This is a genomic window from Lancefieldella sp., assembly GCF_057237245.1.
Genome location: NZ_DBHHJM010000001.1, coordinates 360,117 through 373,984, shown reverse-complemented (window position 1 = coordinate 373,984; position 13,868 = coordinate 360,117). Strand labels below are relative to the sequence as shown.

Below are 13,868 nucleotides of genomic sequence, written 5' to 3'. Positions count from 1 at the left end.
TATGGCAGACAAGAAAACCCAGGTAGATGAGAAGGGCCAAATCGGCCAGACGGGCGAGAAGGGCCGGATGGGCCAAAAGGGCCAGACAGGCGGTAACCCGAGGTCTGTCGACCATACGCACAAAGATACGTCCGGTTGGCTTAAGACTTTGCTCTCCTATGTATCGCGCTGTCGGGGACGCATGATAGTCGCGGAGGCCGCATCGGTCATAAGTGTCTTCTCGGGCCTCGTCCCGTTTTATGCCGTCTATCGGATCATCGATCTTGTCGTCGTGAGTGTCGGGGGCACATTTGCATGGGATGCCGTGTTTGGATGGGCTGCGCTTGCAGGCATAGGATATCTAGCCAAACAGCTCCTCTTTGCCGTCTCCACTATGAACTCGCATATCGGCGCCTATACAATCCTGGCTGGGTTACGCGATGATATTGCAGAGAGACTCATGGGTGCCTCGCTGGGAACGGCACAGGCGACCTCTGTCGGTGAACTCAAGGACGTCATCGTCGACCGTATCGAGCAGATCGAAGTTCCCCTTGCGCATATGGTCCCGGAGCTCTCCGCCAACATGCTTTTGGCCGTCGCCATTGCCGTCTGGCTTGTCCTTATCGACTGGCGCCTTGCACTGGCGGCCGTTGCCATCGTGCCAATCACCCTTCTGGTGATGGCCCTTGGCATGCAGAGCTATTACAAGATGTACGGCGGCTATATGGCCGAGCAGGATCACGTCAACTCCGTTGTGGTCGAATATATCGAGGGCATCCGTGTGGTCAAGGCATTCAACCAAGCTACAAGTTCCTACGAGAAGTTTGCACAGGCCGTTCGGGGCTTTTGCGATTATACGGTGGCATGGATGAGGACATCGAGGGTGTCGATGGGGCTTGCCCTCTCGCTCCTGCCGACGACGCTTTTAGGTGTGGTGCCTATGGGTATCGCGCTTTATCTGGGAGGGTCCCTTACTGTGGCGCAGTTTGCACTTGCATGTGTCCTCGCGATGGCGATCGTGATACCCGTCACCTATTTGGGGACGAGTTTCAATGAGATGAACCTCATGTCGTATGTCATTGCCGATGCACAGGCCTTTCTCAAGCTCCCCGAGCTCTCCCAACCCACCGAAGCCGCTGTGGTACATGGGTATGGCGTGCGCCTCTCCCACGTCCGTTTCTCCTACGACGGGAAGACCGAGGTACTCCACGATATCTCCTTCGATGCGCCAGCCGGGACGTTTACGGCACTTGTCGGCCCCAGCGGTTCAGGCAAGTCCACGATGGCACGGCTTATCGCCCGCCATTGGGATGTCGGGGAGGGCGGCGTCTCCATCGGTGGCACAGATGTGAGGGACATGCCTCTCTTCCAGCTCTCCTCGCTGGTGAGTTACGTGTCTCAAGACGACTTCCTGCTTGACGGGACCTTGCGCGAGAACGTTGCCTTAGGTAAGCCCGGTGCTTCTGACGATGAGGTGGGCGCGGCGGCGGCCGCGGCAAGCTGCGACGAGTTCGTCAACCGCCTGCCTTACGGTTGGGATACGCCTGCGGGAGAGGCGGGTCACGCACTTTCCGGCGGGGAGCGTCAACGCATTTGCATCGCCCGTGCAATCTTGAAGGACGCACCCGTTGTGGTGTTCGACGAGGCCACGGCCTTTGCAGACCCCGAGAACGAGGCACACATCCAGCGTTCTGTCGCCCGTCTCGCGGAAGGAAAGACGCTCATTGTCATTGCACACCGCCTGTCGACGATCGTCTCGGCGGACAACATCTGTGTAGTTGATGATGGGCGCATCGTTGCGCAGGGGACCCATGAAGAACTTCTCGAGAGGTGCCCCCTCTATGCACGGATGTGGAGTGCCCATATCGGTGCCGGTACATGGGCGGCTGGATCTCACGGGGAATCCAGCGGGGGATCTCCTGAGGAGCTTTATGGAAGATCTCACGGGGAATCCCACGGGGAGTCCCAGAGGGAAGGTGACGTACGATGATCAGGTCGTTCAAACGTATCATGGCATGGGTCGGCAGTCGAAAAGGCCGTGTCTATGCAGGCTTTCTACTTTCTGTCGTCATTGCCGTTGCCACCGCCTCACCGACGTTCATAGCGGCTTGGGTCCTTGGCAGCCTTGTCGCAGACGCACGCGGGGAGGCGCCCATAGACTCCCAGCTCATATGGGTCTCTCTTCTCGCCATAGCGGCCTGTGTTGTCATCAGGTTCATATTTACCGTGATCAAATCCCATATTCAAGAGAGTGTCGGCTACGAGACTGCGGCGGACGAGCGCCTCGCCGTCGGCGATGTGCTCAAGCGTGTGCCCCTCGGGTATTTCCAGCAGATGAAGATCGGCGACATCCTTACCGGCGTCACCACCAACCTCAACATGCTCGAACTTGAGGGAGTACGGCGGATCGACGGGGCTCTGGAAGGGTATGTCTCGGCCGCCATCATCACGCTCTGGCTTTTTAGGGCGAGCCCTCTTTGTGGGGCGATCTCGCTCTTTGCGATTCTTCTGGTCTCATTTACCCTGATTGCCGTGAACCGGGCCGCAGCCCGTCTCACACCTGCTGCCAAGACGGCGACAGAGCGCCTGTCTGGTGCAGTCGTCGAACTGTACCGTGGCCTTGGGACGGCAAAATCATACGGGACGAATAGGTCTGTACTGCGACCTTATACATCCTCGGTTGACGATCTTCGCCGTGCTCGCATTGACATCGAGCTTGGGTACACGCCCCCTAACGTCACCCATAAGCTCATACTTGAGGTGGCGTCCGTCACCCTTGTCGTTGCGGCGGTCTCTGCGCTTGTCGCAGGGAGTCTCCAGTTGTGGGAGTTTTTCGGTATCGCGCTCTTCTCGGCAACAATCTTTGGCTCCATTGAGCGCCTGACCGACTCCGCCCACATATTTGCCGACCTCAGTGATTCCCTTGACCGCATCGAAGCCATTGAGGATGCCGAGTTTATCGATGCCGACGGCAGCGATGTCAAACTGGACTCATACGGCATCGGATTCGACAAGGTCTGCTTTTCCTACGGGGAGCGAGAGGTCCTCCACGACGTCACGTTTGACATACCCCAGGGGACGACCTGCGCCATCGTGGGTCCAAGCGGTTCAGGGAAGACCACGATATCCAGCCTTATGGCGCGCTTCTACGACGTCGATAGCGGGGCGGTGCGTGTCGGCGGCCACGACGTCCGTGAATTCACGGTGGACAGCCTGTTGAGGAATTTCTCGATGGTGTTCCAAGATGTCTACCTGTTCAATGACACTCTGGAGGCCAACATTGCGTTTGGGACTGCCGGCGCAACGCATGAGCAGGTGGTCGAAGCTGCCAAACGCGCACGGTGTCACGATTTTATTAGCGCCCTGCCCAACGGTTATGACACGATTGTGGGCGAGGGAGGCGCAAGCCTTTCCGGGGGAGAGCGCCAGCGCATCTCGATTGCTCGGGCGTTGCTCAAGGATGCCCCTATCGTGGTGCTTGACGAGGCGACGGCTTCGATCGATCCGGAGAACGAACAGCTTATCCAACAGGCACTTACGGAACTTACGCGCGAGAAGACCGTGGTGGTCATAGCACACAGGCTTGCGACTATCGTACATGCCGACCAGATCCTTGTGGTAGAGGATGGTACCGTCGTCCAGAGGGGGACCCATGAGGAGCTTCTCGCGCAAGAAGGTGTGTACCGGCGCTTCGTTGAGGCACGTGCCGAGGCGGAAGGGTGGAAGATAGGATAGTTGCAGGCCGTCAGGGAAGTTCAGGCATTGCAACACGTCCGTTTGACGATTTGTATCAAATGGGTTCATTTTTTCTTGTTATCAGCATGAAATTGACGTGTATGTGGGACACTACATAACAGCACATACTGACCGGTCAAGAAAGGAAGGCTCATGGCATACGAGTCTCGCGAAGAAATTGACAGCAAATATAAGTGGGACCTGTCCTCGATGTTTCCTAGTGATGAGGCATTTGAGGCTGGACTCGAGGAGCTTAAGGCTTACTGCCCAAAGCTGCTTGCGTTTAAGGGCAAGATTTCCACCTCCGCACAGGCTCTTCTGGAGTTTCTGCAGCTTGAGGACCAGATGAACCTTCTGCTCTACAAGATTATCAACTACGCCGAGCGCAAGAGCGACGAGGATACCCGCGTTGCTAAGTACCAGGCATACGTCGCAAACGCTACCAGCGCATATACCCAGGTTGGCGAGGCAACTTCTTGGTTTGCCGCAGAGCTTCTGGCTATTCCAGCAGAATCTGTCGAGAAGTTCTATGCAGAGGTTCCAGTTCTTGAGTTTTATCGTCGTAAGCTCAACAAGATCTTGAACCAGCGTGAGCACACCCTTTCTGCTGAGGAAGAGGCTCTTTTGGCACGCGCTGAAGAGCTTGCTGTTCAGCCAACCAATATCTTCTCCATGTTTGATGACGCGGATCTTACCTTCGATGACGCAGTTGATTCTGAGGGTAAGACCCATAAGCTGACCAGCGGTTCATTTGTTCCTCTGCTGATGGATGCTGACCGCGTCCTGCGCGAGTCTGCATTCAAGCAACTCTACAGCCGCTTTTGCGAGTTCCGCAACACTTCCGCTGCAATTTTGACCAGCCAAGTTAAGAACCTGCAGTTCTTCTCGTCATCTAGAAAGTATGCAAGTTCCCTTGAGGCTGCTCTTGCAGAGAATGAGATTCCTGTTGAGGTTTACAACAACCTTATTGATGCTGTTCACCAGAATTTCCCAGCGTTCTACAAGTACGTTGACCTGCGTAAGCGCGTCATGGGCTTGGATGAGCTGCACTTCTGGGACGTCTACACTCCTCTTGTCGACGATGTTGACATGAAGTTCACCTACGAGGAGGCTTGCGACCTTATTGTTAAGGCGCTGGCACCTATGGGCGAGGAGTACGTCAGTCTGGTCAAGAAGGGTCTGGAGAGCCGTTGGGTTGACGTGTATGAAACCCCAGGTAAGCGCTCCGGTGCTTATTCCGCAGGTGGTAAGGGCATGAACCCCGTTATGCTCCTCAACTTCCAGGGCGGCCTTGACGACGTCTACACCCTCATTCACGAGATGGGCCACTCCCTGCACACGTATTTCTCGTCCCACAACCAGGAGATTACCTACTCTGACTACTCCATCTTTGTTGCAGAGGTTGCATCCACCTGCAACGAGGCGCTGCTCTCGCATTACCTGCTTGTGCACGAGACCGATCCTGCCCGTCACGCGTACATCCTCAACCACTTCCTTGAGGGTTTCCGCGGCACCATCTATCGCCAGTGCATGTTTGCCGAGTTTGAGCGTGACATCAGCCAGATGAACGCTGACGGCGTTGCTCTGAACGCCGAGGTTCTCTCTGAGCGCTACGGCAAGCTTTGCGCAGAGTACTTTGGACCTGGCATTGAGCTGGACGAAGAGATCAAGCTAGAGTGGTCGCGCATCCCTCACTTCTACTACAACTTCTACGTTTATCAGTACTGCATTGGTTTCTCGGCAGCTATTGCCCTGTCTCAGCGCATCCTTTCTGAGGGCGAGCCTGCGGTCAAGGACTACATCGGCTACCTGTCCGGCGGTTGCTCCAAGACCCCAATCGAGCTGCTCCGCGGCGCTGGCGTTGACATGGCCACTCCAGACCCCGTTAACGCTGCGCTTAAGTACTTCGGCGAGCTTGTCGATCAGCTTGAGCAGGAGCTCAACTAAGCGCGAGTTAGGCGTACAACAAAGGAGGATTTATGCAGGCACGATTTGTTCACCGCTGCACCCACGTTTTGGATAACGAGAAAACCGTTGAGTTCTACAAGAAGGCTCTGGGATTTCGTGTTGACCGCGTTAAAGGACCAGAGGACGGCTCTTGGACCAACACGTTTTTGGTAAACGATTGGTCTCCATTTGAGCTAGAGCTCACCTGGAACCGCGGTTGGGTAGACCCTTACGATAACGGTGGAAAAGACACTCACATTGCGTTCCGCGTTGACGATTTTGATGCGTTCCACGCGCTTCACGAGGAGATGGGCTGTATCGTTAAAGAGAACCCAAAGATGGGCCTCTACTTTATCGCAGACCCTGATGGCTGCTGGATTGAGATTTTGCCAGAGAAGTAACCATGACAGACTACGGTTTACTTGCAAAACAGACTGTCTCGCTTGCCGAAGTTGACGCTCACTGGCTACCGGTGTTGTCTAACGCCGCAGCTCTTCTGTGGGACGCGCTCGACGACGTCAACTGGGTGGGGTTCTACCTGGTAGATTCTGTGACGGTGTCGGGAGCGGAGCCGGACGTAGCCCCGGATGCGGAGCTGGACGCGGGTTCGGGCGTGGAACCGGACGCGGCCCCGAGCGCCCACGAGCCGCGCACTCCCGAGCTGCGCCTAGGACCGTTCCAGGGCAAAGTTGCCTGCGTGCGCATTCCCTTTGGTCGGGGAGTGTGTGGTACGGCTGCGGAAACAAAGACGAGCCAGCTGGTAGAGGACGTGCATCAGTTCCCAGGACATATTGCGTGCGACTCTGCATCAAACTCTGAGGTGGTTGTTCCTATCTTCAAGGATGGCCAGGTAGTTGGCGTGCTGGATATTGATAGTCCGAGCGTGGCTCGATTCACCCAGGAAGACCTCGCAGGTCTTGAGCAGGTGGTAAAAGTGCTTGAGAGCTGTGCGAATTTCTCGGACTTCTGTTAACTACGACTACAGAGTTATCATTTGGGTACACAAATCATGTACGGGCAGATTTGCTCGTGCATGATTTTTATTTACACAGCATTCACGGAGAGGTCTGCTTATGAAGAAAATTGTATTTATCATCGGTTCTGGCCGAAAGAATTCGTTCAATAAGACGCTGAGTCAGGTTGCAGCAAAGGCCCTGGAGGGCAAGGCGGAGATTGAGGTCGTTGACGTTTTGGACGTCCCTCTGCTCAACCAGGACGAAGAATTCCCAGCTCCTGAAGGTGTCCAAAAAGTCAGGGATGCGGTTATGGCCGCCGACGGCGTGTGGCTCTTTACCCCGGAGTACAACTACAGTATTCCCGGCACTGTCAAGAATATCCTGGATTGGCTGAGCCGTCCGCTCACCTCCGATTATAAGAAGAAGTCCGAGACCGCCATTGCTGGCAAGGTTGTCACTGCAAGTGGCGTTGGTGGCCGAAACAAAACTGCAGGATCGCTCGCCGTGGTTAAGCAGCAGTTCCTGGCTCTGCGCACCAAGCCGGTTGAGCCGTTCAATGGCTTTTCGCTTCCTGTTACTGCTTGGACTGAGGGAACTTGGGAGCCAGAGCCCGAGGTTCACGAGGTAATTGCTCAGCAAGCAGAGGATTTTCTCGCCGCACTGTAAGTTGCGAGCCCGGCGAACGCACCTGCAAGCTCGTGACCGCAAAGCGTGCCTGATTTCTGCAAAGAATCTGTAAATTCTGCCTGAAAACGTTAAAGAAACTGTGGATTTGCCTGATTTTGACAAAGAATCGGTGGCTCAAATACAGATTCTTTGCACTTTTCAGGCTCGCGGCGCGCCCGACCCGCGCACTCGAAAGCCCAGCGTGCGCGCACGCACAAAAAGAGCCCGGATGCCGCGCAATAGCATCCGGGCTTTGGTGTGTCTAGACGGAGGAGAGGGCCGTTGCTAGACAAGATGTGTATCGTACCTTGTTCGTGTACTGCGTTTATTCCCGCTTCGCAGCTTGTTTACACGAGCTTTACTTACCAACAAACTCCGAGATGGTCTTGTACAGGTCGCTTGCCTGGAAGTCCTTGATAACCTTGGAATCTTTCCTCTGGTCGCAGACCTCAAGCAGTGCCTTCAGGGAAGCCTTATCGGGGTCAGTCTGATAATCTGCCTCGGCCTGAATGAGCTTGTACTTGGCAATGACCATGTCCATGAGCTTGGCGTTGTTGCCTTCGGCGTTTGCGTCGTCAAGGCCATCAAATGCCAGCGTAGAAACAACGCCGTAGCCGCCGGTCAGGAAGTGGTTGCCCACAAAGTCGTTAGGGTTGACCTTGTTGTCGATGACAGGCGAGTTCTTGGTATTGGTGAGCAGCACCAAGCTGGTGTTGTTGTAGACGTCAATGACGGTAAGCGTGCCGGTCCAGCCTGTGTGGCCAACGGTTTCAGCGTTTGCAATTGGCGAGAAGGCCCACTGGTAGCCAATGTGACCCTTACGCCTCCAGCCCAAACCGTAGGTAACGTTGGTGTCCTTTGGCTTGATGAACTGGTCGTGAACGTCCTCGCTGAAGAGCATGGTGTTGCCATAGCCACCACGGTTCATAACGGTCTGGACAAGAACAGCCAGGTCGGAAGCGTTGGCAAATAGACCAGCGTGACCAGAGATTCCACCCATTGCGTAGTAGGCCTTCTCGTCATGGACCGTACCCTGAATAGTATCGGTACGCATGTTGTCAAAGGTAATCAGGCCGTCGCGGGTGTTGCCGTTAAGCTCGGTAGCTGCGATTCCGTCAGCCTTGAAGCCGTTGTCCAGTGGGTTGAACGTGACGTTCTTGAGTCCCAGTGGCTCATAGAGAGCTTCCTTAACATACTGGTCAAGGCGCTTATTGGTGATCTTCTCGATGATAAAACCAAGGAGCATGTAGTCTACGTCGGAATAGGCAGTCTTGGTACCTGGGACGTACTGCAGAGGAGTCTCGATAATCTTCTGCAGAATCTCGTCGCGATTCTGAGAGTACAGCTTCTGGTTTGCGTTTGGCTGTGGATCGTCAGGCTTCTCTGGGTTGTAGTTGCGGTTGTGGTACTGAGGATCTGGTGGGAATCCAGCCTGGTGCTCTAGGATTTCACGAACGGTGAGCTCGTTCTTGCCCAGGATCTTATCGCCCTCCTGGTCCTTGAAGTCTGGAATGTACTCCTGAACCTTCTTGGAAACGTCCAGCTGACCGTCGGTAACCAGCTTCTCAATTGCCAGGTTAGTGGCATACATCTTTGTGTTAGAAGCCAGGTCGTAGAGGGTATTGTCGTCAACAGCCTTGCCATCTTTGATGCGAGAGCCGTCTTTGTTGTAAGAATTGACGTTACCGTAGTTGGTCTTCTTGATAACCTTGCCGTACCTGGTAACAACCAGCTGGGCAGAGGTGAAGCCGTTGGCAATCTCTGCGTTGATAATCTGGTCAATCAGCTTGAAGTTGTCGTTGTCGGCGTAATCTTTGGTGCCGTCAATAAGCGTTGGGTAGCCAATCTTGACCTCAAAGGTTGCCTGGGTCTCTTTAACGGTGCTGACCTGCAGGCGGTTATCGCCGTTGACGGTTACGTCAGAGATGTCAATCTGGTTCCAGGAAGAGCCGTCAAGTTTGTCGGTTGGAACCTGGTGACCGTTTACAAAGAATGCAAAGCTCTGAGGCTCGGAGCTCTTTACATAGACGGTGCCCTGACCAGCAAAGCAAACAAAGCTGTTGAGCTGGTTGGTAACAAGTGAGTCGTCAAAGGCCTCGTTGTCGTTAAGAACAGGGAAGACCTTCTCGTACTGGAAGGTTCCGTCTACAGAGTCAACTTTCTTTGCGGTTCCCTTAGCAGCAGTTGCGCCACCCTTTGTCTGGCAGGCGGTGAGGCCAAGACCTGCTAGAGCGGCTAGACCAAGAGCACTTCTGCTCAGAAATTGCCTTCTGGTCTGTCCAGCAGGGGAGCCTGCGTTAGATGAGTGCTCAGAGTAAGCGTTTTGATTCTGGTGCAAATCTTCGTTGGTGCGCATATCGTCTCCTTCGGTTTTGCCTTAGGTGAAACACCTGCTATCTCAATTGGCTGAGATAATTTGCGCTTATGATGACGTGCGTTTCATCAAAATTGCAGCTAGTTTGCCCAAGATGAAATAATGGGTACGTTAACGTACTGCGAGTGGTATCAAAAAAGCTGTCAATGGTATCTAAATTTGAATTTTTTAGGCAAAGATGAAATATTTTAATCAGGTTTTACGTGGTCAAATGTCTACTCGGTAGTAAAAGTTTTTATGAAGTGATAGTAATGTGCCTAACATAAAGCAAGATTTTTACGACAATTGTCCCTGCATTACGCTGGGAAAACATGAGTAGTCGCGCATGCAATGCACATGGAGCGCGCTTGTACTTGCGCATGCAATACTACCGTTTACGGCACTGCCTACTTTACAGATGAAATTTTTATGGCATCGTGAAACAATATAGTCAAACGTTTTAGTCAACTGGACGGCCGGAGGTGATTGCGTGAGAGGTGTTCGTCTACGTCTGGAAGAGTATCGCAAGAATGCTAGTTCAGCTGAACGCGATATTGTCGACTATATTCTGTCGGATCCAGAGGCGGCAGTTGGTCAATCAATCCATAAACTAGCAGCTCAAACGTATACATCTGCATCAACGGTTGTCAGGCTTTGCAAGAAGCTTGGCTGCGGTGGCTATAAAGAGTTCCAGCAGGCGCTCATTTACGAACTGGCAGTAAGTAACAAAAGCAACGATATTGCTGTCGGCGGCGTTATCGCAGGTGACACCACTGATGTGATCATCGAAAAAGTTACTGCAAAGAACATTTCTTCGCTGGAGCTTACCAGGCAATTGCTTGACGCTCAGGTTGTTGACTCAGTTGTTTCACTCATGATGCAAGCTCATTCCATCTGCCTCTTTGGTATGGGAGCTTCGCTTCTGGTTGCAAGAGATCTGCAGCTCAAACTTATGCGCCTTAACATCAACTGCAATTTGAGCGACGATTACCACTCTCAGATGCTCTACGCCAAAAACATGGGACGAGAAGATCTTGCTATTGTGGTCAGCTACTCAGGCCTTACGCGAGAAGCCATTGAGTGTGCCTGGATTGCAAAGGCAAACGGCGCCAAGGTGGTTGCCATCACTCGCGGCGGCATTGATTCAGAGCTCATTCACCGTTCCGACTACGTTTTAGGCGTTGCAGAGACTGAGCACATCATGAGAAGCGGTGCCATGTCTTCAAGAATTGCCCAGCTCAACGTTGTAGATGCGCTCTTTGCAGCCTATGTAAATAGAAATTACGAGAAGAGCGTTAAGCGTTTCTCGACAAACTATATTGGCAAGTTGGATTCAGCCGAGCATGTCAATACGCTTTCTTCTGATCAAGATTTGCCTGGTATAGCCAACGACGTTATTGCGTAAAAATCACAACACAGAAGGTGAAAACGTGATTGATTTAACAAAGCTTGTCACCGAGACAAGAAACCCCAACACCATGGACCTGGATCAGATGACCCCGCTTGAGCTGGTCAGCGTTATGAACCAGGAAGATCTCAACGTGGTAGCTGGCGTAAAAGAGGTGCTTCCGCAGGTTGCACAGGCAATCGAGTGGGCAGTTTCCTCGCTTGAGGCCGGAGGCAGAATCGTCTACTTTGGCGCGGGAACTTCCGGTCGCCTGGGCGTTTTGGACGCAGTTGAGTGCCCACCTACCTTTGGTGTTTCTCCTGACGTGGTTGTTGGTCTTATCGCCGGTGGCGAGAAGGCCTTTGTACGCGCAGTTGAGGGCGCAGAGGACTCTCTTGAGCTTTGCGAAGAGGAGTTCAAGAAGATTGGTCTGAACAAGAACGATATTGCTATTGGAATTGCAGCTAGCGGCCGTACTCCTTACGTAATTGGTGGCCTGCGCTATGCTCGTTCTTTGGGCTGCAAGACCGTTGCTATTGCCTGCAATAAGGGCTCTGAGGTGGGCAAAGAGGCAGAGCTTGCCATTGAGCCTTCTTGTGGACCTGAGGTGCTCACAGGCTCCACGCGTCTTAAGTCCGGTACCGCTCAGAAGATGATTCTGAACATGATTTCTACCGGTTCTATGGTTGGTGTGGGCAAGGCATATCAGAACCTCATGGTTGACGTGCAGCAGACTAACAAGAAGCTGGTAGTTCGTGCACAGAACATCACCATGGCGGCAACGGGTTGTACTCGTGAAGAGGCAGCTCAGGCACTTGAGCAAGCTGATGGTAATGCAAAGCTTGCTATTGTCATGCTGCTGACCAAGATGTCTGTAGAAGAGGCAAAAGCCAAACTTGAGGCTGCTCATGGTCATGTCAGAGGTGCTCTGTAGTAACTACTGTAGGAACCGCGGTAGGAACAAATGACACAAGCGTGAGCATTTTGTTCCGGCCGCATCGGTCAGTGGTATCAGCGTGACGTGAAAATGGTTGCAAAGTTTTTGAAAAACGCTTAATTTACCTGCAGTAACAGGGAGTTCAAATTAGGTCAAAACATGAAACAATGAACCACAGGTATGGATTGTTATACCGTCAAGTTCATTTTTTATGTATTCTTGATAAGTATTTGTTGCAACATCGCAACGAGAGAAAGAAGGAAAGTATGGATTACACCAAGCTTTCAGAACAGATTCTTGCTGCCGTCGGTGGCAAAGAAAATGTTCAGAGCAACATGGTCTGCATGACCAGGCTCCGCATTAAGACCGCAGATCCTGCAAAAGTTGACTCTGAGGCTATCAAGGCTATTGATGGCGTTATGGGTCTGGTCGAGGATGCAGAGTACCTTGAGGTTGTTCTTGGTCCTGGCGTTGTCAACAAGGTTATTGTTGAGTTCTCCAAGCTTACCGGCGTTGCTGCTGGTGACGCATCTGAGGACGACGTTGTTTCCGCAGCTAAGGACAACAAGGCAGCTCAGAAGGCTAAGTATGAGAACAAGCCTGTTCAGCGCTTCCTCAAGAAGATTGCTAACATCTTTGTTCCACTGCTTCCTGGCATCATTTCTGCAGGTCTGATCAACGGTATCATCAACGTTATCAACTTCTCCACTGGTAAGGCTTATGCCAACGAGTGGTGGTTCGCAGCTATCTGGACCATGGGTTGGGCGCTTTTCGCTTACCTGCCAGTTCTTGCTGGCGAGAACGCTGCCAAGGAGTTTGGCGGTTCTCGCGTTCTTGGTGCTATGGCTGGTGCACTCTCCATTGCTAACGCTGGTATGCCTCTTCTTGCTTCCAAGACTGTTGACGGCGTTGCAACTCGTCTGGTTCACCTTCCATTCAGCCTCCCAACTGTTGCTTTCAAGGAGGGCGCATTTATCGTCGCTTCTTCTGACCTGTTCAACGCAGCAGCAGGCGGCATGATTGGTGCAATCATCTGCGCAATCTTCTTCGCATTCCTGGAGAAGAACCTGCACAAGGTTATGCCAAGCGTTCTTGACACCTTCCTGACTCCACTTTGCACCGTTATCATCGGTGTTATTGGTTCTGTCCTGATTCTTCAGCCTGCAGGCGCATGGCTCACTCAGGCAATCTTCTTTGTCCTTCAGTTCTTCTATGACAAGCTGGGCGTCTTTGGTGCTTACCTGCTTGGTTCTACCTTCTTACCATTGGTTTCCGTTGGTCTTCACCAGGCACTTACCCCAATCCACGTTATGCTTAACAACCCAGAGGGCCCAACTCAGGGTATCAACTACCTGCTTCCTCTGCTGATGATGGCAGGCGGCGGCCAGGTTGGTGCTGGTCTTGCAATCCTCTTCAAGACCAAAAACAAGCGCGTCAAGAAGTACCTCACCGAGTCCATCCCAGTTGGTATGCTCGGCATTGGCGAGCCTCTTATGTACGCAGTTACCCTGCCTCTTGGTAAGCCATTCATCACCGCATGCCTTGGCTCCGGTGTTGGCTCCGTAATTGCTTACCTCTTCCACCTTGGTACCGTTTCCCAGGGCGTCTCCGGCCTCTTTGGTCTGCTGATTGTCCAGCCTGGTAACCAGGTCTTCTACCTGCTTGCAATGCTTCTTGCTTACGCTGCAGGCTTCGCACTTACTTGGTTCTTCGGCGTTGACGAGGATCGTATTAACGACGTCTTCGGCGAGTAAAAACCACACGTTTTAGAAACGTTTATCCCTCTTCTTAGGTATCCTAGGAAGAGGGATTTTTTCTCGCCCGGCGTTCGACTGGCTGCCCGTCAGGCTTCTCGCCCGGCGTCCTGACTAGCTGCCTGACCAGCTTCTCGATTGGCGAGAAACCCGT

The 13,868-nt window shown here is 53.0% G+C and carries 10 protein-coding genes; 9 read left to right on the top strand and 1 reads right to left on the bottom strand.

The window, feature by feature from the left end:
* Position 1 precedes the first annotated feature (1 nt).
* The 6 genes from ACO5GU_RS01765 to ACO5GU_RS01740 all read left to right on the top strand — a co-directional run bounded on the left by ACO5GU_RS01765 (position 2) and on the right by ACO5GU_RS01740 (position 7,283).
* Entirely contained in the window at positions 2-1,969 is a 1,968-nt protein-coding gene (locus ACO5GU_RS01765; protein ID WP_484929786.1) for an ABC transporter ATP-binding protein, read from the top strand.
* Positions 1,966-3,714, top strand: coding sequence for an ABC transporter ATP-binding protein (locus tag ACO5GU_RS01760; RefSeq protein ID WP_484929784.1), 1,749 nt, complete (start codon positions 1,966-1,968; stop codon positions 3,712-3,714). The genes ACO5GU_RS01765 and ACO5GU_RS01760 overlap by 4 nt, the downstream gene beginning before the upstream one ends.
* 153 nt (positions 3,715-3,867) lie before the next feature.
* A complete protein-coding gene (gene pepF, locus ACO5GU_RS01755; RefSeq protein ID WP_484929782.1) occupies positions 3,868-5,661 on the top strand; it encodes an oligoendopeptidase F in 1,794 nt (597 codons plus the stop codon).
* A gap of 32 nt (positions 5,662-5,693) precedes the next feature.
* Positions 5,694-6,062: a VOC family protein gene (locus tag ACO5GU_RS01750; protein ID WP_035427021.1), complete on the top strand. Its 369-nt coding sequence runs from the start codon at positions 5,694-5,696 to the stop codon at positions 6,060-6,062.
* 2 nt (positions 6,063-6,064) lie between these two features.
* Positions 6,065-6,634, top strand: a complete 570-nt coding sequence (locus ACO5GU_RS01745; protein ID WP_484929780.1) for a GAF domain-containing protein — start codon at positions 6,065-6,067, stop codon at positions 6,632-6,634.
* Positions 6,635-6,734: 100 nt separating this feature from the next.
* Positions 6,735-7,283, top strand: a complete 549-nt coding sequence (locus tag ACO5GU_RS01740) for an NADPH-dependent FMN reductase (protein ID WP_484929778.1) — start codon at positions 6,735-6,737, stop codon at positions 7,281-7,283.
* A gap of 358 nt (positions 7,284-7,641) precedes the next feature.
* Here ACO5GU_RS01740 and pbp4b read toward each other — a convergent pair whose 3' ends face one another.
* A complete protein-coding gene (gene pbp4b, locus ACO5GU_RS01735; RefSeq protein WP_484929777.1) occupies positions 7,642-9,639 on the bottom strand; it encodes a penicillin binding protein PBP4B in 1,998 nt (665 codons plus the stop codon).
* Between the two features lie 487 nt (positions 9,640-10,126).
* Here pbp4b and ACO5GU_RS01730 point away from each other — a divergent pair, with 487 nt between their 5' ends.
* From ACO5GU_RS01730 to ACO5GU_RS01720, 3 genes are all read left to right on the top strand, one after another.
* A complete protein-coding gene (locus ACO5GU_RS01730; RefSeq protein WP_484846479.1) occupies positions 10,127-11,041 on the top strand; it encodes a MurR/RpiR family transcriptional regulator in 915 nt (304 codons plus the stop codon).
* Between the two features lie 25 nt (positions 11,042-11,066).
* Positions 11,067-11,957, top strand: coding sequence for an N-acetylmuramic acid 6-phosphate etherase (gene murQ / locus ACO5GU_RS01725; RefSeq protein ID WP_484881169.1), 891 nt, complete (start codon positions 11,067-11,069; stop codon positions 11,955-11,957).
* Between the two features lie 269 nt (positions 11,958-12,226).
* The gene (locus ACO5GU_RS01720; protein ID WP_484804687.1) at positions 12,227-13,714 is read left to right on the top strand and encodes a PTS transporter subunit EIIC; all 1,488 of its coding nucleotides are present in this window, start codon (positions 12,227-12,229) and stop codon (positions 13,712-13,714) included.
* The last annotated feature ends 154 nt before the right edge of the window (positions 13,715-13,868 follow it).

What these genes read in the sequence shown, in the direction of transcription:
- ACO5GU_RS01745 (WP_484929780.1), top strand. Translation starts at nt 6,065, where the DNA reads ATGACAGACTACGGTTTACTTGCAAAACAGACTGTCTCGCTTGCCGAA.
- pepF (WP_484929782.1), top strand. Translation starts at nt 3,868, where the DNA reads ATGGCATACGAGTCTCGCGAAGAAATTGACAGCAAATATAAGTGGGAC.
- ACO5GU_RS01765 (WP_484929786.1), top strand. Translation starts at nt 2, where the DNA reads ATGGCAGACAAGAAAACCCAGGTAGATGAGAAGGGCCAAATCGGCCAG.
- ACO5GU_RS01760 (WP_484929784.1), top strand. Translation starts at nt 1,966, where the DNA reads ATGATCAGGTCGTTCAAACGTATCATGGCATGGGTCGGCAGTCGAAAA.
- ACO5GU_RS01750 (WP_035427021.1), top strand. Translation starts at nt 5,694, where the DNA reads ATGCAGGCACGATTTGTTCACCGCTGCACCCACGTTTTGGATAACGAG.
- ACO5GU_RS01740 (WP_484929778.1), top strand. Translation starts at nt 6,735, where the DNA reads ATGAAGAAAATTGTATTTATCATCGGTTCTGGCCGAAAGAATTCGTTC.
- ACO5GU_RS01720 (WP_484804687.1), top strand. Translation starts at nt 12,227, where the DNA reads ATGGATTACACCAAGCTTTCAGAACAGATTCTTGCTGCCGTCGGTGGC.
- pbp4b (WP_484929777.1), bottom strand. Translation starts at nt 9,639, where the DNA reads ATGCGCACCAACGAAGATTTGCACCAGAATCAAAACGCTTACTCTGAG.